This window comes from Labrenzia sp. R5_0 (genome assembly GCF_017743835.1).
In the GTDB taxonomy this organism is placed as follows: domain Bacteria; phylum Pseudomonadota; class Alphaproteobacteria; order Rhizobiales; family Stappiaceae; genus Roseibium; species Roseibium algicola.
The window spans coordinates 418,178-437,719 of the sequence record NZ_JAGHRK010000002.1; the positions used below are offsets into that span (position 1 = coordinate 418,178).

19 protein-coding genes are annotated in these 19,542 nt (G+C 58.3%); 13 read left to right on the forward strand and 6 right to left on the reverse strand.

All coding sequences use genetic code 11. The annotated features are described in order from the left end of the window. Positions 1–81: 81 nt before the first annotated feature. Genes J7447_RS10780 through J7447_RS10795 form a run of 4 tightly spaced genes read right to left on the reverse strand, consistent with a single transcriptional unit; the run spans position 82 to position 3,123 of the window. Positions 82–813: a hypothetical protein gene (locus J7447_RS10780; RefSeq protein ID WP_023000714.1), complete on the reverse strand. Its 732-nt coding sequence runs from the start codon at positions 811–813 to the stop codon at positions 82–84. Beyond that, positions 810–1,367 carry a DUF6468 domain-containing protein gene (locus tag J7447_RS10785; protein WP_031269186.1) on the reverse strand — a complete coding sequence of 186 codons (558 nt, stop codon included), beginning with the start codon at positions 1,365–1,367 and terminating at the stop codon, positions 810–812. The genes J7447_RS10780 and J7447_RS10785 overlap by 4 nt, the downstream gene beginning before the upstream one ends. Further along, the gene (gene fliM / locus J7447_RS10790) at positions 1,364–2,560 is read right to left on the reverse strand and encodes a flagellar motor switch protein FliM (protein WP_228872743.1); all 1,197 of its coding nucleotides are present in this window, start codon (positions 2,558–2,560) and stop codon (positions 1,364–1,366) included. The genes J7447_RS10785 and fliM overlap by 4 nt, the downstream gene beginning before the upstream one ends. 50 nt (positions 2,561–2,610) lie before the next feature. Beyond that, positions 2,611–3,123, reverse strand: coding sequence for a flagellar basal body-associated FliL family protein (locus tag J7447_RS10795; RefSeq protein ID WP_023000711.1), 513 nt, complete (start codon positions 3,121–3,123; stop codon positions 2,611–2,613). Positions 3,124–3,405: 282 nt separating this feature from the next. Between J7447_RS10795 and flgF the strand changes: the two genes are divergently transcribed. The 7 genes from flgF (at position 3,406) to J7447_RS10830 (ending at position 10,778) form a co-directional block, all read left to right on the forward strand. After that, the gene (gene flgF / locus J7447_RS10800) at positions 3,406–4,146 is read left to right on the forward strand and encodes a flagellar basal-body rod protein FlgF (RefSeq protein ID WP_075284327.1); all 741 of its coding nucleotides are present in this window, start codon (positions 3,406–3,408) and stop codon (positions 4,144–4,146) included. Between the two features lie 22 nt (positions 4,147–4,168). Beyond that, positions 4,169–4,951 (forward strand): flagellar basal-body rod protein FlgG, encoded by a 783-nt coding sequence (gene flgG, locus J7447_RS10805; RefSeq protein WP_023000709.1) that lies wholly within the window; start codon positions 4,169–4,171, stop codon positions 4,949–4,951. Positions 4,952–4,968: 17 nt separating this feature from the next. Next, positions 4,969–5,946, forward strand: coding sequence for a flagellar basal body P-ring formation chaperone FlgA (gene flgA, locus J7447_RS10810; protein WP_152510266.1), 978 nt, complete (start codon positions 4,969–4,971; stop codon positions 5,944–5,946). Further along, on the forward strand, positions 5,947–6,696 hold the full coding sequence (gene flgH, locus J7447_RS10815; protein ID WP_023000707.1) for a flagellar basal body L-ring protein FlgH: 750 nt from the start codon (positions 5,947–5,949) through the stop codon (positions 6,694–6,696). 189 nt (positions 6,697–6,885) lie between these two features. Next, the gene (locus J7447_RS10820; protein ID WP_209169596.1) at positions 6,886–7,650 is read left to right on the forward strand and encodes an NAD(P)H-dependent oxidoreductase; all 765 of its coding nucleotides are present in this window, start codon (positions 6,886–6,888) and stop codon (positions 7,648–7,650) included. A gap of 132 nt (positions 7,651–7,782) precedes the next feature. Then, positions 7,783–8,589 carry a lytic murein transglycosylase gene (locus J7447_RS10825; RefSeq protein ID WP_023000705.1) on the forward strand — a complete coding sequence of 269 codons (807 nt, stop codon included), beginning with the start codon at positions 7,783–7,785 and terminating at the stop codon, positions 8,587–8,589. A 206-nt stretch (positions 8,590–8,795) separates the two neighbouring features. Further along, the gene (locus J7447_RS10830) at positions 8,796–10,778 is read left to right on the forward strand and encodes a bifunctional 2',3'-cyclic-nucleotide 2'-phosphodiesterase/3'-nucleotidase (protein WP_209169597.1); all 1,983 of its coding nucleotides are present in this window, start codon (positions 8,796–8,798) and stop codon (positions 10,776–10,778) included. Between the two features lie 277 nt (positions 10,779–11,055). Here J7447_RS10830 and dksA read toward each other — a convergent pair whose 3' ends face one another. Together dksA and J7447_RS10840 are read right to left on the reverse strand one after the other, a co-directional pair. Beyond that, on the reverse strand, positions 11,056–11,472 hold the full coding sequence (gene dksA / locus J7447_RS10835) for an RNA polymerase-binding protein DksA (RefSeq protein ID WP_006932683.1): 417 nt from the start codon (positions 11,470–11,472) through the stop codon (positions 11,056–11,058). Between the two features lie 165 nt (positions 11,473–11,637). After that, entirely contained in the window at positions 11,638–12,057 is a 420-nt protein-coding gene (locus J7447_RS10840; RefSeq protein WP_075284324.1) for a flagellar assembly protein FliX, read from the reverse strand. A 333-nt stretch (positions 12,058–12,390) separates the two neighbouring features. Between J7447_RS10840 and J7447_RS10845 the strand changes: the two genes are divergently transcribed. From J7447_RS10845 to J7447_RS10870, 6 genes are all read left to right on the forward strand, one after another. Then, positions 12,391–13,515 carry a flagellar basal body P-ring protein FlgI gene (locus J7447_RS10845; RefSeq protein ID WP_209169598.1) on the forward strand — a complete coding sequence of 375 codons (1,125 nt, stop codon included), beginning with the start codon at positions 12,391–12,393 and terminating at the stop codon, positions 13,513–13,515. Then, positions 13,515–13,826, forward strand: coding sequence for a rod-binding protein (locus tag J7447_RS10850; RefSeq protein ID WP_023000700.1), 312 nt, complete (start codon positions 13,515–13,517; stop codon positions 13,824–13,826). The genes J7447_RS10845 and J7447_RS10850 overlap by 1 nt, the downstream gene beginning before the upstream one ends. After that, positions 13,823–14,317: a hypothetical protein gene (locus J7447_RS10855; protein WP_023000699.1), complete on the forward strand. Its 495-nt coding sequence runs from the start codon at positions 13,823–13,825 to the stop codon at positions 14,315–14,317. The genes J7447_RS10850 and J7447_RS10855 overlap by 4 nt, the downstream gene beginning before the upstream one ends. A 274-nt stretch (positions 14,318–14,591) precedes the next feature. Continuing rightward, positions 14,592–14,987 (forward strand): hypothetical protein, encoded by a 396-nt coding sequence (locus tag J7447_RS10860; protein WP_152510262.1) that lies wholly within the window; start codon positions 14,592–14,594, stop codon positions 14,985–14,987. A gap of 630 nt (positions 14,988–15,617) precedes the next feature. Further along, the gene (locus J7447_RS10865) at positions 15,618–17,114 is read left to right on the forward strand and encodes a flagellin (protein ID WP_023000696.1); all 1,497 of its coding nucleotides are present in this window, start codon (positions 15,618–15,620) and stop codon (positions 17,112–17,114) included. Between the two features lie 678 nt (positions 17,115–17,792). Then, positions 17,793–19,289 (forward strand): flagellin, encoded by a 1,497-nt coding sequence (locus tag J7447_RS10870; protein WP_023000695.1) that lies wholly within the window; start codon positions 17,793–17,795, stop codon positions 19,287–19,289. Positions 19,290–19,542 lie beyond the last annotated feature (253 nt).

A 19,542-nucleotide genomic window follows, 5' to 3' on the forward strand; every position in this document is an offset into this window, starting at 1 on the left:
TCGGATGACGCCAACACACTATTGTTAGTCAGGTCTTGTTAACGTGCCCTTACGCGATACGCCGAAATCCGGTCTTCTCGGTCAGTTTGACGGAATTTTCGGCAAGGCCTCCGGCGCTTGCGCCTGTGCCTGCACCGGTTTTGTGTCCGCTGAGGGCAACGGAGAGGCGTTCGCGATTGCCACTGTCATGCGCTCGGCCGCTTCGGGATCCATTTTCCCGAGGATATCTGCCATCTTTCGAGGTTTCATCTGGCGCACCACCTTCAAAAGGACCGGCAGGCTCAAGCGGTCGAAGATCCGGGCGGCATCTTTCGGCTTCATGCTTTCGTACATGGTCACGAGGCCGGCAATTTCGTTTTCTTCCTGCTCCTGCTTCTGTCCAACAGCTGCCTCAATGCGCTCTTCGAGCTTCTTCAGTTCATCAACGCGCTTTTGAATGCGCTCTTCGGTGGCCTGCAGAAGCTTTTCACGCAGGTCCAGCTGGCCTTCATGCTCCTGCAGAGACTCGCGCCGTCTGCCAAGACTTTCCAGAACAGCGCGCTCCGCGGCCGAACCACCGATTTCAAGACTGTCCGGCAGGGCCGGCTGGTCGGGCAGCCCGCCCCCCGGCGGCGGTGGTGGCGGCGGACCATCCGCGGCCATTTCAGCCGTTGGGTCAGCCATGTCACCGCCGTCAGCCCCCGGCGTTTCCTGTGCGACTGCGCCATTGATGGGCAGGTTGCCGCTTTGCGGGCCCAGCGCGAAGCCAAGCAGCTTCAGGGCCAGCAGAGCGCTTGCCGAAACACCCAACAAAGGCAGCAGTCTCAAGTTCATGCAGCAGCACCGTTCCGTTTACGGAATTGTTCCAGCCGCGCAGTGGCTTCCGCCGCAGCACTGCGAATGTCGGAAGCCCGGCTGCTCCTGCGGCGCTCCGGTTCCACGGCCGGAGCTGCCTGGCCATAGCCTGCAGCCTGTTGCGCGTATTGTTGCGGTTCCGGTTGCGGCTGAGCCGCATAAGGATCGCTCCTCGTCACCGCCTCGCGCTGCGGTGCAGCCGAACGGGCCGCCTCCGCAATCTGCGAAATCCGTGTGAATACTATCTCACCTTCGCCGACTTGTTCGGCAAGAGTGTGAGACATGGTTTCCGCTTGCTTAAGACGGCTGCCAAGTGTCTTGTCAGCCTCCGCGGCGGTCGTCTTCAGACCGAGGATGGCACGCTCGGCAATTTCCGTGGCCGTCATGAGCTCCGAAATGGTTGCACGCAGCACTTCTTCGTCGGCCCGCAAGCGCTGCAGACGGCGGTTCAGCGTGAAGCAGTAGCCGATGGTAATCACCAGAAGAACCGCAACCAGTCCTTCAATGATCATTCCGAGTGGCAAAGTGCTCATTGGTCCCCCATTTCGCTTTGCATGGCGCGCTCGAAGGCGGCCAGCGTCATTTTTGGCTTGCGCAAATTCTTTGCGACACGGATGGCAATGGAATCCTCCACCTTGCCGAGCGTTCCCTCGGTCAGTGGAATGTTGCCGCATTTGATCGTCACCGGATCGGTCGGTTCCTTGTCGAAGACGAGCGTCTGGCCGACATCGAGGCTGAGCACCCGTCCGAGCGGCAGATAGGTCTCGTAAAGAACCGCATCGACCTCGACTTCCGCGGCATGAATTTCGGTCGCCAAATGGCCTTCCCAGATCGGATCCCGGCCGAATTTTTCCCCCATGAACATCTGCAGAAGCAGATCGCGGATCGGCTCCAGCGTTGCATAGGGCATCATGATTTCGACGGACCCGCCCCGGTCTTCCATGTCGATTCTGAGCTCGACGAGAATGGCGGCGTTTGCGGGCCGGGAAATCGCGGCAAAGCGCGGGTTCGTCTCAAGACGTTCCAGGTTGAAATGGACCGGAGAAAGCGGCGCGAAGGCGTGCTCGGCATCCTGAAGGATCAGCGCCACCATCTGCTGGACCAGACCGGTCTCGATCGTGGTGTAGGGCCGGCCCTCGACGCGCACGGCCGATGTCCCCCGACCTCCACCAAGAAGCACGTCGATAATCGAATAGATCAGGCTGGATTCAACGGTGATCAGACCAAACCCGTCCCATTCCTCGGCCTTGAAGACACCGAGAATGGCCGGCAGCGGGATGGAATTCAGGTAGTCGCCGAAACGAACGGAGCTGATGGAATCGAGCGACACTTCCACGTTGTCGGACGTGAAGTTGCGCAAGGACGTGGTCGTCAGACGCACAAGACGGTCGAACACGATTTCGAGCATCGGCAGACGCTCGTAGGATACCATTGCCGAGTTGATCAGCGCGCGGATGCCGCTCTGGTCGCCAGCAATCGTGTCCTCGATGTTGAAGCCGAGGAGGTTGTCGATTTCTTCCTGGTTCAGGACACGGTCAGCACCGCGCGTGGCATTTTCAAGGTCCGGTTCGCTGTCGTCGATCATGGCTGCCCATTGGGCCGCCATGTCGTCGGAACTGCCGGCGCCCTGCTCCTCTAGAGCAGCACCCCACGCCGCGGCGAGATCTTCGTCGTCGTCGCTGCCGGCACCCTGCTCTGCAAGAGCGGCGCCCCAGGCATCGGCCATGTCCTCTTCGGACAGGTCGTCATCGTCGTCGATATCAGCCATTCACAAAGTCACTGGACAAGGATTTCCTTGAACAGCACCCCTTCAACTTTCGCCGGATAAACCGACAGATTGATCCGTCTGAGCAATTCTTCCTTCAGGCGGAACAAACCGGCAGACCCTTCCAGGTCCGCAGGGCGAAGCTCGCGCAGATAGATCTGAAACGCATCCAGGATGCGCGGCAGATACGGCTGGATCTGGTCGATCATCGCACGGTTCTCGACTTCCAGGGCAATCCTGACCTTCAGATAGGTCGTGCGCCCTTCCGTCGCCAAATTCACCGTCATTTCCGGAAGGTCATAGAAGACCACCGGTTTTTGCACTTCCTGCGGCGCTTCCGTCTCTCCGGGAACCGGTGCCGGTGCACTCGATCCCATCAGGAAATAATAGGCCGCCCCACCCGCGGCGAGCAGAACCACCAGACCGATGCCGCCGAACAGGATAAGCTTCTTCTTGCGGCCACCGCCACCAGCTTCAGCTCCATCCTCGCCGTCTTCTCCGGCTGCGGCGTTTTCGTCTGTCATTCCGCACTCCGATCTGCAGGCGCTCGCGCGCGCTTATTTATTACTAAAGAGTTAATGGTTAACGAATGGTTACCGAGCCATTAACGCGAGTCACCGGGCAAAAATTGCCAAGTGGTTAACTTCTGCCGGAATCTCTTGCCGCGTGCACCCGCCCCTTTTGATTTTTACCCAGATTTCCCAAGGATTTAAAAACTGGCACGCCTCGTGCATTAACCTTAACGAGCCAGCGGATCTGGGGAGATCGGCCGGCTTACTCGGGGAGCACGAAGGGAACCGTTCACTATGGAGAACGCTCAACTAGTTGCCTTATCAAGGCAATCGATCCTGCGGAACCATCTGGATGTGATCGCCAACAACATGGCGAACATCAATACGTCCGGGTTCAAGTCGCAGAATCTGCATTTTTCGGAATACATCATGCCGGTGGCAGACGGCTCGGCTTTTGAGCCGCAGGACCGCGCCATTTCCTATGTCGACATGTTTACGACACGGACCGACTTCACGCATGGCCCGATCAAGATGACGGGTAACGAATTCGACCTGTCCCTCAACAGTGATGGTTTTTTCGCGGTCCAGATGCCGGACGGTACCGAAGCCTATACGCGCAGCGGCGCGTTCAGGCTCGACTCGACCGGCCAGCTGATCTCGGCGGACGGCAGCCCTGTCATGACCGACCAGGGTCCGATCTCCTTCAACGAACAGGATGGCCGCGTCGAGATTGCCCAGGACGGCACGATCTCCACCCGTCTGGGCATTCGCGGCCGCATCAAGGTCGTCGACTTCGAAGACGTTCGGACGATGGAGAAGATCGGCAACACGATGTTCAAGGCTGATAACCCGATACCGGCCCAGGAAGTCCGCATGGTGCAGGGCGCCGTCGAAGGCTCCAACGTCTACGGCATCACGGAAGTCACGCGCCTCATCGAAGTGACGCGCGCTTACGACTCCACTTCCAAGATCGTGAAAGACCTGGATGAGTTGCGCCGGCAGGCGATCTCCACTCTCGGCAAGATTCAGGCCTAAGCGCCTTTAAGGGATCACTACCATGAAAGCACTTCATATCGCCGCAACTGGCATGAAGGCCCAGGAACTGAACGTCGAAGTCATTTCGAACAACGTCGCCAACATGCGCACGACAGGCTTCAAGAAGCAGCGGGCCGACTTTCAGGACCTGCTCTACCAGAACCTGCGTCGCATGGGCACGGAAACATCGGATTCCGGCACCATCGTCCCGACCGGTATCCAGATCGGTTCCGGCGTAAAGATCGCAGCCACCGGCCGCATCATGTCCCAGGGCTCTCTCGAGCAGACCGGCAAGGAACTGGATCTGGCCATCCGCGGCGAAGGCTTCTTCCAGATCGACATGCCGGACGGAACCACGGCCTATACCCGTGACGGTTCCTTCGAGCGCGATGCCAACGGGCAGCTGGTGACCATCGACGGCTATTCCGTCAATCCGGGCATCACCATTCCGCAAACGGTCAAGGACGTCACGATTTCCAACACCGGTGTCGTTCAGGGTGTCGACCAGGGCGGCAATACTGTTCAGCTCGGCCAGATCCAGCTTGCCCGTTTCGTCAACAAGGCTGGTCTCGAAGCCATTGGCGACAACCTCTACCTGGAAACAGACGCCAGCGGCGCACCCGATACCAGCAATCCGGGCGACGAGAGCTACGGCACGGTGCAGCAGTATTTTCTTGAAATGGCCAACGTGGATGCAGTCACGGAAATCGCCGACCTGATTTCCGCACAGCGCGCCTATGAGATGAACTCACAGATCATCCAGGCAGCCGACGAGATGTATTCCACCACCACGAACCTCCGCTAAGACCGAGGCTTGAGACGATGATGAGACATCTGCTGAAAGTCGGGTTGCTGCTGGCGGGCTTGCTGTCCCTGCCTGCCCTGGCGGACGAAAAACCCGTGCTCCGGTCGCAGGTCATGACCCTGTCGGACATCGTGACGGTAGGCGACTTCTATTCCAATGCCGGGCTGCTGGCATCCAAGCCGCTGTTCCGTTCACCGGATATGGGAACCTCCGGCAATGTGCCCGCGGATGTCGTCGCCGAACGCGCTCGCGCGGCCGGCCTCGAGACGGCCGGCACCGATGGCCTGCGAACCGTCGTCGTCTTTCGCGGGGCAACAAGGCTGAACCGGGACCAGCTTGCCGGCCTTGCCCGCAAGGCTCTGGCAGACCGCAATGCCGGCATTGATCCCGAGCGCCTGGATATCCGCTTGCTGCAGGCGCCGGATCAGGTTCTCGCCGACCCCAAGGTACACGACCCGATCCGCATCGACCGGGTAGAATGGTCCCAGTCGAACGGCCGCTTCACCATCCACGCAGCCGTCGCGGTCGAGTTCGGAACCGAGCCTCTGACCCTGACCGGTGTTGCGACGGAAATGGTCGATGTGCTGGTTCTGGTGCAACCCGTGCGCCGGGGCGACATTGTTCGTGAAGAAGACCTGAACATCATTCGCGAAGCCCGCACCAAGGTACCGGCAGGTGCCCTCACCGAAATGGAAGACATTGTCGGCAAGCAGGCCCGCACCACCTTGCGTGCGAATTCGCCCCTGTCCCGAAATGACGTCCAGCGCCCGATCCTGATCGAACGCGGTGAGAAGATCACTGTCACCTATGTCATGCCGGGCATGAAGCTGACTTCACGGGCCCAGGCCATGGATACCGGCGCCAAGGGCGACGTGATCGACGTCATGAACCTGCAGTCGCGGCGCATCGTGCCGGCGACGATTACCTCCCGCGGCCAAGTACGCGTTCACGCCGCCAATCCGATTGTTGCAAGCTTGAACAGCGAGAAAAATTAAATGCTGAGCACCTTTCCCAGACACCTCCTGGCAAGCATCGCCCTTTCCGCCCTCGCCGCGGGGTGCGGCACTGCCGACAAACTCGCGAATGTTGGCCAGCAGCCAGCCCTGAACGCCATTCAGGATCCGACCACCACTCCGGGTTACCGGCCCGTGCAGATGCCCATGCCGGAACCGCAGCAGGCCCATTACAATCCGAATTCGCTGTGGCAGTCCGGCAGCCGCGCCTTCTTCAAGGACCAGCGCGCCAGCCAGGTTGGCGACATCCTGACGGTCGTCGTCACCATCGACGACCAGGCCGAGATCGACAACAAGACCGAGCGGAGCCGGTCTGAGTCCAGCGGTGCCGATGTTGGTGGCGCACTCGGAACGGCAATCGACACCATCTTCCTGCCGGCAAGTTCTGCCGCCAGCGACCTTGCCAACGTCAACAGCAACTCCAGCTTCTCGGGCGACGGCAGCGTTGACCGCAACGAAGTCCTGCAGACCACCGTCGCCGCCGTGGTGACCCAGGTTCTGCCGAACGGCAACATGGTGATCGAAGGCCGTCAGGAAGTTCGTGTGAACTTCGAAGTCCGCGAGCTGATCGTCGCCGGCATCGTCAGACCTGAAGACATTACGTCGGATAACCGCATCGCCAGCGAGCAGATCGCCGAAGCGCGGATCGGATATGGTGGCCGCGGCCAGATTACCGATGTCCAGCAGCCACGGGTCGGCAACCAGGTGCTGGACATCCTGCTCCCCTTCTGATCCCAAACCTTTCACAGTCCCCCGGCCGAATCCGGCGACGCGTTCTAGAAGCGCCGCCGGCCCGGCTGATGACGGGCACGATGTCTCGCTCCCCGAGCATCGTGCCCGTTCTCATTTCCAGGCCGGAAAAGACCGTTTAGGGTGTGGCCCGTTACCTGATTTGTCGCTCATTCCGGAAGACCCTACCGCGTGACCACCACCCTCATCGTTCTCGCCCACCCTGCTCAGACTTCCTTCAACGCTGCCTGGGCACGCGCAACCGAAGCCGCGTGCCGAGCTGAAGGCGATGAGGTGCTTTGGTCAGATCTCTACCAGCTTGGCTTTGATCCGGCGGAGCGCGCAGCGCACTATGCAGAGGAGATCGTCACCGAACCTTATGACGTCCTGAAAACGCAGGAAGCGGCCTCGAAAACCGGAAACCTTCCCGCGGTCATTACGGAAGAAGTCGAGAAGCTGCGCCTGGCGGACCGGATCGTGTTGCATTTTCCGGTCTGGTGGTTCGCCCCACCTGCCATCCTGAAGGGCTGGTGCGAGCGCGTTCTGGCCAACGGCGGCCTGCACGACACTTCCAACCGTTTCGATACCGGCCATTTCAGGAACAAGCCGGTTCTTTTCTGCGTCACGACCGGATCCAAGGCGAGCGAAAGTGCCCACAACGGCAAGGAAGGCGACATTCAGATGCTGCTTTGGCCGCTCGCCTACACACTGCGCTATCTGGGTTTCGATGTTCTGGTTCCCAGGATCGTCCACGGTGTTCACGGTTATCACAAGGGGGCGGCACGGGAAGACCTGGTAACGCGACTTCAAAACGAGATCGAAGGCCATCGGGAGACGATCGCAAGGTTCGCAACGCTGCCGAAGATCAGCTTCAATGCCGACAGCGAATTCGACCGCGCCGGCACCCTTAGCCCGGGTGCGCCATCTCACAGCCACTTCATCCGGCACGACCCCTGATTTTGCGGCAACCGGAAAAGACGAGACCGGATTTGTCCGCCCCCACCCCTCTTTTTCCTGTATCTGCCGGATGACGCTACCGCTTTTTCGGATAGAATGTCGGTAATCTTATATTGGCCCAGCGGGGATTCGATGCGCCTCCTTTCTGCATTCGTCTTTGGTTTTGTTCTTCTGTCCGCACCTTCTGCCTGGAGTGCAAGCTGCGGCAATGGCCCGGGTGGTTTTGAAGCCTGGAAACAGTCGTTCATTGCAAATTCCCAAAGCTACGGCCTCAAGAAAAGGGTCGTTGAATCGTCCCTCAAGAACGTGAAATACAACAAGAAGGTGGTCTCGCTCGACCGGAACCAGAAATCCTTCAAGCTCAGCTTCAACCAGTTCTATGCCAAGCGGGTCAACAACGCGATGATCCGGCGGGGCAAGCAGCTCGGCAAGACCTACGCCCGCATCTTCCGTGGCATCGAAAAGAAATACGGCGTTCCAGCACCTGTTCTGCTGGCGATCTGGGGACTTGAAACCAACTACGGCAGCTTCTCCGGCAACATGCCGGTCCTGCAATCCCTTGCCACGCTGGCCTATGATTGCCGCCGGTCCGATTTCTTCACCGCCGAACTGGTCGCCGCGCTCAAGATCGTGCAGGGCCGTGACATGCAGCCGGCCGAAATGAAGGGTGCCTGGGCCGGCGAACTCGGCCAGACCCAGTTTCTCGCCACCAGCTATGTCCGTTATGCGGTCGATTATGACCGCGACGGCCGCAAGGACCTGATCCGCTCCATTCCGGATGTGCTGGCTTCCACCGCAAATTATCTTGCCCAGAAAGGCTGGCGCCGCGGCCAGGGCTGGGGCCCGGGCACTGCCAATTACAACGTTCTCAAGCAATGGAACAAGGCCAGTGTCTACGTGGAAACGATCTCGGTCATGGCAGGCCAGATCAGCGAGTAGACCCCGCTCGACGCCCCATAAACCTGCTTGACAAAACTGACGATCCGGGCAGCAATTTGCGTCATACGGTTGTAATCCTCGCGGACCAAAACCGTGTGCCGCGGAAACATGCCGCCCGGCGGGCACCGACAGCTGTCGGTCCGGCTCGCGCTGCTCCGCAAGGCTAAACGACACCAATCGCCGAGCGACCGAACAGGAGCTATTTCATGTCCAGTATCAAAGACTTTTCGATTTCACGGCGCACCCTTTTGATGGGCGCGGCGGCAACTGGCTTCACGGCAGCTCTGCACCCCTATTCGGTTCTGGCCAAGGAAGGTACGGCTCACCTTCGCCTGATGGAGACCACGGACCTCCATGTCCATGTTTTCCCTTACGACTATTACAGCGACAAACCTGTCGACACCGCCGGTCTCGCCCGGACAGCCACACTGATCCGCGATATACGGAACGAGGCGACAAACTCGGTTCTGGTCGACAATGGCGACTTTCTGCAAGGCAACCCGATGGGGGACTATGTCGCCTATGAACGCGGCATGAGCGAAGGCGACCTGCACCCAGTCATCAAGGGCATGAACGTCCTTGAATTCGACGCGGCAACACTCGGCAACCACGAATTCAACTACGGCCTGGACTTCCTGATGAAGGTGCTGGCCGGTGCCAATTTCCCCGTCGTCTGCGCCAATCTTGTCAAGGGCAGCACGCTGGCCGGCAACGCACGAGACGACGCCCTTTTCCTGAAGCCCTACGTGATCGTTGAAAAACAGGTCACCGACGGTGCCGGCAAGTCCTATCCGATCAAGATCGGCTTCATCGGCTTCGTGCCACCGCAGATCATGAACTGGGACCGCCGCCACCTGGAAGGCAACGCCAATGCGCGTGACATTATCGAAACCGCCAAGGCCTTCGTCCCGGAAATGCGCGAACAGGGCTGCGACCTTGTAATCGCCCTCTCCCACTCGGGGATTGACGCCAACGATTATTCGGAAGGCATGGAAAACGCCTCCCTGCACCTTGCCGGCGTGGACGGGATCGACGCCGTCTTTACCGGTCACCAGCATCTGGTCTTCCCCGGTCCCCAGTATGAGGGACTGCCGGGTATCGACAGCGAGAAAGGCACGTTGTTCGGCAAGCCTGCCGCGATGGGCGGTTTCTGGGGATCGCATCTGGGCGTCATCGACCTGATGATCGAGCGCGACGGCAACGGCTGGCGTGTCGCTAATTTCATGACCGAAGCACGCCCGATCTACGAAAAAGAAGGTCGAACCGTGACACCGCTGGTGGAGAGCCAGCAGGATGTACTCGATGCAGTGAAGGAAGATCACGAGGCAACCCTTGCCTATGTCCGCCGCCCCGTCGGCAAGACGTCGGCTCCCTTGCATTCCTATTTCGCCCTCGTGGCCGACGACCCAAGCGTCCAGATCGTTTCAAAGGCGCAGATCTGGTACATCGAACAGATGCTGAAGGGTACGGAATGGGAAGGCCTGCCGGTACTTTCCGCAGCAGCGCCTTTCAAGGCCGGCGGTCGTGGCGGCCCGGACTACTACACCGATGTTCCGGTCGGCGATGTCGCCATCAAGAACGTGGCCGATCTCTACCTGTATCCGAACACCATTCGCGCGGTCGCCATCAAGGGCAGCACGGTGAAGGAATGGCTGGAACGTTCAGCCGGAATTTTCCGGGAAGTCGAGCCGGGCAAGGCCGACCAGACACTGATCAACCCGGAGTTTCCAAGCTATAATTTCGATGTGATCGACGGTGTCACCTACCAGATAGACCTGAGCCAGCCATCGAAATATGACGCGAAAGGCGAAGTCCTCAATCCGGACGCCAGCCGCATCGTGAACCTGCAGTTCAACGGCGCACCGCTTGATCCTGAAGCAACCTTCGTGGTCGCGACCAACAATTACCGTGCAGGTGGCGGTGGCAATTTCCCCGGCATCAGCGACGACGTTGTCGTTTTCGTCGGCCCGGACACCAATCGCGACGTCCTGGTGCGATACATTGTCGAACAGGGCACGATCAACCCTTCGGCAGATGCCAACTGGTCCTTCAAACCGATGCCGGATACGAGCGTCCTGTTCGAAACCGGCCCGGGTGGCACGGAACACGCCGCCTCCGTGGAAGGTGTCCGGATCGAACCGGCAGGCGACGGTGCGGATGGTTTTGCCCGTTACCGGATCACGCTTTGAACGGTCTCGACTTTCGCAAGCCTGCTTGAACGAGCAGGTCCCCCAAAAACTTATCCTGAGGAAGCGCATAGCGCTGTCTCGAAGGATGGGCCGCATGCTTGTGAGCGTGCTGCCAATCCTCCGAGGCGGACCTGATGGTCCTCCTCAAGGTGAGGCGTGCGGGCGGTCGGCATGGGAAAGCAGTCAACAGACATAAAAAAACCTTCCCACGAGGGGAAGGTCTTGAAAGTCGTTACGGATCTGCCGTCTGTGCGGCAAACCGGCCGTTTTCTGGAAATCAGTCGTCGCGATACACTTTTTCCCGACGCTCGTGGGCTTCCTGAGCCTCGATCGACAAAGTCGCGATCGGGCGCGCCTCGAGGCGCCGAAGAGAGATCGGCTCGCCGGTCTCTTCGCAATAGCCATAGCTTCCGTCTGTAATGCGTTCCAAGGCATCATCGATCTTCGAGATCAGTTTCCGCTGACGGTCCCTGGCGCGAAGTTCAATGGACCGATCCGTTTCGGACGACGCACGGTCGGCAAAGTCAGGATGGTTCTGGCTTTCCTCCTGAAGATTGGCGAGGGTTTCCTTGCTTTCCTTCAGGATCTCTTCTTTCCACACAAGCAGCTTGTTCCGAAAGTACTCGCGCTGCCTGTCATTCATGAACGGCTCGTCTTCCGAGGGTCGATATTCAGACTCAATTTCAACCGTCATCGATAGCTCCGGATTACCGTTATGCCGGGCGCAATATATAGGCGGTTCCGCCAGCGGACAACGGTTCATTTGCTAAAAATGGCGTCAAGGAAAGTTTATACCTTTCAAGACGTTGCGTAAATTTTGAACACTAAGCCGACAAATTTTATCGATTTGTGTGCACGCTCAATCCTGGAATCGGCCGAGCTTTGCAAGCTCGACTTTGACCCGCAATTCGATCTCCTCGAGCACCGAATCAACCTCAGGATCACCACTCGACTGGCGTTTGGAAACCTGCCTGGCGAGCAGCTCCAGCCGGTCCTCCGACACGTGTCCGGCAAGCAGATCCGCCCGCACCGACTCCAGTGTGTCCAGCAGATTGTGCCCGTGCTTGGTGGCGCGGGATCGGCGCTCGGCGCGGTCGTCAACCTCCTGCAGGGCCAGCAAGGCATCCATGCCCTGAATGGACGCGCCGCCCGCGGTCTGGGAAGACTGTGAAACCTCACCCCCAAGGTCCGGTGCGAACTGGTCGCCGCTTGAAGAAACGCTTTTCTTGGCGCCTCGTCCCTGAACGCCGGAAATGGGTTTATTGCCTGTAATACGCATGATCGATCTTCCAGTCGGACTGACGGCAATTCTGGCGCATGGAGTGGCTCTGCCCGTCAGATTCTGCCGAGAAGGGTAAATGAGTCCTTGGGGGTGAGGCAATATTTGCCGACCAACAGGTACATTTCTTTAACCTCAAGCGACAGTTTTGCGTGGATATGCTCGTGATCATATCAGCAAAGAGCCCGGATTTCCGCCACTTTTATGGAAAGAACCAACACCTTTGTAAAAAGTGGCACGGCTCTCGCATTGCGCATTTCGAATATATGTATCCCGGCAGCAAAGCCGGAAACACGATGGCGGGCCAGATCGGTAATGCGAAAAATTGGTGGAATGATCTGCGGAGGGTTCAAGCGGCTGGCACTTCTGGGTGCTGCCACCGCCGTTGCTGCAACAACCTTGCTGGCACCGGTACACGCAGCCTCCCGTATCAAGGATATTGCCGATTTCGAAGGCATTCGCGAAAACCAGCTAATCGGTTACGGCCTTGTGGTCGGCCTGAATGGCACCGGCGACTCGCTCAACAATTCGCCTTTCACGCAGCAGAGCCTGCAGGCCATGCTCGAACGTCTCGGCGTCAACACCCGCAACATCGACCTGAACACCAACACCGTCGCGGCCGTCATGGTGACTGCCAACCTGCCGCCCTTCTCCACACAGGGTACCCGGATCGACGTCAACGTCAGCGCCCTCGGCGATTCAGAATCGCTTCAGGGCGGCACGCTTCTGGTCACACCGCTGGTCGGTGCCGATGGTGAAGTCTACGCTATCGCCCAAGGTTCGATCGCGATCGGCGGCTTTTCCGCACAAGCGGATGCCGCGTCGGTTGTTCGCGGTGTTCCCACCGCCGGACGGATCGCCAACGGTGGCCTTGTTGAACGCGAACTGGAATTCAAGCTGGCTTCGCTGACCACGCTTCGTCTCGCCCTGCGCAATCCGGATCTGACCACCGCGCGGCGCATCGCGCTCTCCGTCAACGAACTGATCGGCATGCCGACAGCCGAACCGCTTGATCCGGCAACCGTACGCATCGACCTGCCGCAGCAATATGATGGCAACATCGTCGATCTTCTCACGGACATCGAGCAGTTGATCGTCGAACCGGATCTGGCAGCCCGCATCGTCATCGACGAGAACTCCGGCATCATCGTCATGGGACAGGACGTGAAGGTTTCCATGGTCGCCGTTGCCCAGGGCAACCTGACCGTGACGATTGCCGAATCTCCGCAGGTCTCGCAGCCGCTGCCTTTCGCAAACGGCCAGACCGCCGTGGTGCCGCGTTCTGACGTCACCGTGGATGAGGAAGGCTCCAAACTCGCCATCGTTCCGCAAACCGTCACGCTGAAGCAGCTTGTTGATGGTCTGAACGCTCTCGGGATCGGTCCACGCGACATGATCTCGATCCTGCAGGCCATCAAGGCCGCAGGTGCCCTCCAGGCCGATATCGAGGTGCTGTGATGGCCGAGCTTGTTTCACCGACATCCTTTCAACAAAGCCCGCTGGACACGCTGCGCGGCGTCGACCGGACCAACAAGACGCGCGTTCGCGAGGCCGCCGAAGAGTTTGAGGCGGTTTTCCTGAACACCATGCTCCAGAACATGTTCACCGGCCTTGAAAACGGTGGCACCTGGGGCAAAGGCCACGGGGCGGATGCCTGGCAGAGCCTTCTGGTCGACGAATATGCACGCAACATCGCCCAAACAGGCGGCATCGGCCTTGCCGACAGCGTGGAACGTGAACTGCTCGCATTGCAGGAGGGGTCAAGATGACCGCACAACCCAACGCATCCACCTTTCCGTTTTCCCTTGAGCGGCCTACCAGCCAGCAGGAAGCCGAGCAGTTTTGCTCTGCCTTGTCCGGCACCATGGAAGCCCTCCTGTCCGTGATCGAAATGGAAACCGATCTGGTCAGGGCCGGTAAACTCCGGGAAGCCGGCGAACTGCAGCCCGACAAGGCCCGGCTGATCCACGAATACACCCGCGGCATGATGACAGCGAAGGAACACGCGGTCGCCCTGGGCAATCTTTCCCCGGCATCCACCCAGTCGCTGCGTCGCCAGCACAGCGAATTCCAGCCGGTTCTGCGCATCAACCTGGCGGTGCTTTCAACGGCAAGAGACGTTGCCAATAACATCGTTGCAACCGTCGCGAAGGTCGCCGGTGCCAAGAATGCCAATGCACCGACCACCTACGGACGAAACGGTTCTGCGCCAACCGGACCGCAATCCGCTCGGGGCATCGCTGTCAATCAGTCGCTCTGAGGATAGCTGACAGCTAGCAAGAACCACGCCGGGTATCCTGTAACGATGAAAAGCTCCCCGTCGGGAGCTTTTCGTGTATTTATCCCCCTCGCGAAACCTGCCCAGAGGTTTCCCCAAACGGCAGGACGGGACTGCGAGAGCGAATCAGAAACAGCCGCAACCGGATAGATCGCAATCCTTAAAAGTCTAATCATTCCGTTAACAGACGATTCATTCCCTTACGTTATCTTTCCAGATTGATCGGGTAAAAGTTGTTAGTCACCCGGAGGAAAAGATGTTGGACACGGGATTGGCCCGGCCGCCATCGCCGACATATACGGCGATTACGCCGGTAGCGCGGGCTCCGGAGCGCAATGCTCCTTCAGTTGAGACGGACCTTCCGGTCGAAGAGACCGTAAGACCTTCTACCGAGACGCAAAACCCACAGCGCAGTGCGAACAACGAGCGCGACCAGCGTTCGTTTGGCGAACGGTTTTCTTCCACGGTCGAACGCCAGAACATCATCGACCCGGAATACGACGCCCTGGTCTATGTCGCGACCAACACCGAAACCGGTCAGGTCGTCCGGCAGATACCTGCAGAGACATTGCTTCGTCTGAGGGCGTACAACGAGTCGATAGAAACCCGGCAGACCCAGCCCCAGGCAGAACCGGTTCAACGCGTTATCTGATCAGGAGCAGCCATCCACATTCCCTGCCCGTGTCCCAACGGCGCCCGGCTTTGCTGTGACCTTGGCAATCCCCAGTCTGCTCGACTTTCCCCAATCCCCTCCCGCAGGGTTGCTTCCCTCCTCCAGCGACGCCTTCAGCTTCGCCCCCACACGGTCTTTCAACTGATCGCTTGCAGCCTCCTCACGCGCGTTCCCTGACGCTTGCTCTATGAAGCTTGCCAGCAAACCCCACGAGCAATCGGCCCGGCGCGTCTTGCCGGCGCATCTGTCTATCGTCTTCGATTTCGGCACCTTCACCTGCCTCGGTCCGCACACGAGTTAACAAATCCGTCAGGTTTCAGACAAGCCGACTGCCTTTAGGGGAAATTTACGCTGCCCAAGCACCTGGCGATAGGCATTCCCCAAGCATTCGCGGCTCATTGTTAAGATCTTTACTCAGCTAAAATTTGTCTTTCAAAACAATATACTCAACTTTTTCTGGCAATGATTTTATGTGCTCGGCTTAGGGGGCTGTTAAGGTTAATTTACGCTAACCATCTTTGTTTAGAACTTCTTACAAGAAAGCGCCGATAGATGTCCCTCGGACCCAGGAAGGGTCCTCGTATCTTGTACTCCTAGAAAGGACACAAAATGGCCGACATTACTCTGTCGAGCGCGGTTCGCGCGAACCTCAACACCCTTCAGTCCACTGCACAGTTCATGTCGGACGTCCAGAACAAACTGGCGACCGGTAAAAAGGTGAACTCCGCTCTGGACAATCCGAACAGCTTCTTCACGGCTTCCGGCCTGACCTCCCGTGCAAACGACCTGTCCACTCTTCTGGACGACATGGGCCAGTCCACGCAGACCCTGAAGGCAGCCGACCAGGGTATTTCGAGCATCACCAAGCTCGTTGAATCTGCAAAAGCAAAGGCCAACCAGGCCCTGCAGACACAGAGCCAGTACGAGCGCAAGCAGTTTGCTGCTCAGTACAACGACCTGCTGACGCAGATCGAAGATCTGGCGAAGGACTCCGGTTATAAAGGCAAGAACCTGCTCGCAGGTGAAGGCAACGACCTGAGAACCATCTTCAACGAAGACTCCACTTCGAAGCTCGACATTGAAGCTGTTGACTACACCGACACCGCACTGTCCACCGGTCTGAACCTTTCCGACCTCGCAGAAGGCGAAGGCGCTTCCGCATCCCTGCAGCTGCAGGGCGGCAAGACCGTCATCACCCTGCAGGATTCTGGCGGTTCTGCCCTGAACACTTCCTCCACCCTGTCGGACTCCACTCTGATCTCCACGACCCAGAGCCTGTCCTTCGTCAACGACACTGCCACCAACCCGGCCGTGCTCTCCGGTGGTGTTTCCTCGACGGCTTCCGTTCAGGATCTGGTTGATGGCCTCAACGCCATTGCCGGTGTTCGTGCAGAATTCGACAACGGCACGGGCGAACTGACCATCTACTCCGATGAAGACTTTTACATCGGTGGTAACGGTTCTGCGACCACGAGCTTTGCAGGCACCCTCGTCGACGCGACTGCGTTCTCTTCGACCACGGATGCTCTGATCAACTCCGGTTCCTTCTCTGTTGGCGACACTCTGACGCTGACGGACGGCAACGGCTACGAGCTCGGCTCCTTCGAAGTTGAAGAAGACAGCACGGTTGATGATCTGGAAAACTTCATCAACGACTTCAACGGCGTCTCCGCTGACTTCGACACTGGCTCTGGCCGCATCACCATCACTTCGGAAACCGACTTGTCGCTGACCAGTGACAACGACGACTTTGCAAGCTCCGGCTTCACCGCAAACTCCACCGGTATCGGCATCTCGGCGATCTCCGACAGTGGCTTTGCAACGGATACGGACATCAACCGTACAGTTGACCGGTTGAACACTGCACTGTCGAACCTGAGAACGCAGGCTTCCTCCTTCGGTACCAACCTCTCCATCGTTGAAAACCGTCAGGACTTCACCAAGAACCTGATCAACACGCTGGAAGAAGGTGCTGGCAAGCTGACGCTGGCCGACACCAACGAAGAAGGTGCAAACCTGCTGGCCCTGCAGACTCGCCAGAGCCTGGCTTCTACCTCGCTGTCCTTCGCAGCACAGGCAGACCAGAACGTTCTGCGTCTCTTCTAAGCCAGACATTTCGGTTAGAACGACATTGGAAAGCGGGCCACGGCCCGCTTTTCTTGTTTCCGGATCCTCAAGCGTGTTTCCCGATCCAGCCGTTCTCGCCCGCGGAAAACTTTAGGCGCATCTATATTCGGCCTCACCCCCCAAGCTCACTCCCAAGACACGCCCCCAGCCCGAAACCTCCCATCTTCCCGAACATCGGTTTCAAAGCCTTGCCTGATCCCAATCGTTAAGATTCTGGCTCAGGTGGATATAAACGCAGCTCGCAGCCTGCGCCTATTCCTTCAAATTGCCATGGCTGCTCGGGCCCTCTCTCGACGCCAGAGCAAACATGCAAGGCCGGCTTCGGCCTCCATGACGCCTCGCATTGATTTTTTTGGAGATTGCCTGTCCCGCCAGAACCCGACGAGGACAAAACCCGCTGGACTCCGGGCTTTGCATACCTGTCGCAGTAACCAGGCACCCTGCCCTCGCATTAAAGACACTGGCACTTTTTGGAACTCTGCCTCGGCACGTGAAGGCAATCCCCCTGACAGTTCAGACAGGGCGCAAAACGGCGTTAACCTCCTGATAACCCTATTTTTCAAGCGCTTAACCATTGATTAAGGTTAACGCTCGATGATCGGTCCCAACCTGCTCAGGAAGAGCAGTTGAAATTTGACCCAGGAAAGGGATAACCCGATGCGTGACATTACGCTGTCAGCCGCCGTGCGGCAAAACCTCCTCACACTTCAATCCACTGCAGACCTGATGTCGGGCGTCCAGAACAAGCTGGCAACCGGCATGAAGGTGAACTCCGCGCTGGACAATCCGAACAGCTTCTTCACGGCATCCGGACTGAACTCCCGCGCAGGCGATCTCAGCACCCTGCTGGACGATATGGGCCAGTCCCTGCAGACCATCAAAGCCGCGGACAAAGGCATTCAGACCATCACGGATCTGGTTGAAACCGCGAAGGCGAAAGCCAACCAGGCCCTGCAGACCCAGAGCCAGTACGAGCGTAAAACCTACGCAGCACAGTACAACGCCCTGCTGGAACAGATCGAAGACGTCGCCAAGGACAGCTCGTACAAAGGCAAGAACCTGCTTGCAGGTGACGGCAACGACCTGACCACCATCTTCAACGAAGATGCGACCTCAAAGCTGACAATTGAAGCGGTCGACTACACCGACACCGCACTGTCCACCGGTCTGAACCTTTCCGACCTGGCAGAAGGCGAAGGTGCAACCTCTTCCCTGCAGCTGCAGGGCGGCAAGACCGTCATCACCCTGCAGGATGCAGGCGGTTCTGCCCTGAACACTTCCTCCACCCTGTCGGACTCCACTCTGATCTCCACGACCCAGAGCCTGTCCTTCGTCAACGACACTGCCACCAACCCGGCCGTGCTCTCCGGTGGTGTTTCCTCGACGGCTTCCGTTCAGGATCTGGTTGATGGCCTCAACGCCATTGCCGGTGTTCGTGCAGAATTCGACAACGGCACGGGCGAACTGACCATCTACTCCGATGAAGACTTCTACATCGGTGGTAACGGTTCTGCGACCACGAGCTTTGCAGGCACCCTCGTCGACGCAACCGCGTTCTCCTCGACCACGGATGCCCTGATCGACTCCGGTTCCTTCGCGGTTGGCGATACTCTGACGCTGACGGACGGTAACGGCTACGAGCTCGGCACCTTCGAAGTTGAAGCAGACAGCACCGTTGATGACCTGGAAAACTTCATCAACGACTTCAACGGCGTCTCGGCCAAGTTCGATGACGGCTCCGGTCGTATCACCATCACGTCGGAAACCGACCTGTCGCTGACCAGTGACAACACGGACTTCAACAGCTCCGGCTTTACTGCTGACACGGATGGCATCGTGATCGAAGCGATCTCCGACAGTGGGTTCGCAACGGATACGAACATCAACCGCGTCATAGACCGGTTGAACACCAGTCTGTCAAACCTGCGGTCCCAGGCTTCCGAATTCGGTACCAACCTCTCGACTGTTGAGATCCGGCAAGACTTCACGAAGACCTTAATCAATACTCTGCAGGAAGGTGCAGGTCTTTTGACCCTGGCCGACACCAACGAGGAAGGTGCAAACCTGCTGGCCCTGCAGACCCGTCAGCAGCTTGCTTCCACCTCTCTGTCCTTCGCCTCCCAGGCGGACCAGACCGTGCTATCCCTCTTCTAATTCAAAGAGAATCAGTCGGACGCACGACTCACAGACAAGCATCAGAAACGGCGGGCCACTGGTCCGCCGTTTTCGTTTACGCCGTGAATTACTGTCTGAACCCGAAATTTTTTATCATTGAGAATCAACATCTTAAAAGAAACCTTTTGGTAACTTTTATTTACGGGACGTTAATACGTGCATCAGTGATTAACTTTCCATTTAGATTTACGGCAAAGGTGCATGCTCGACTTGGATTACCCGCATGTTGCCT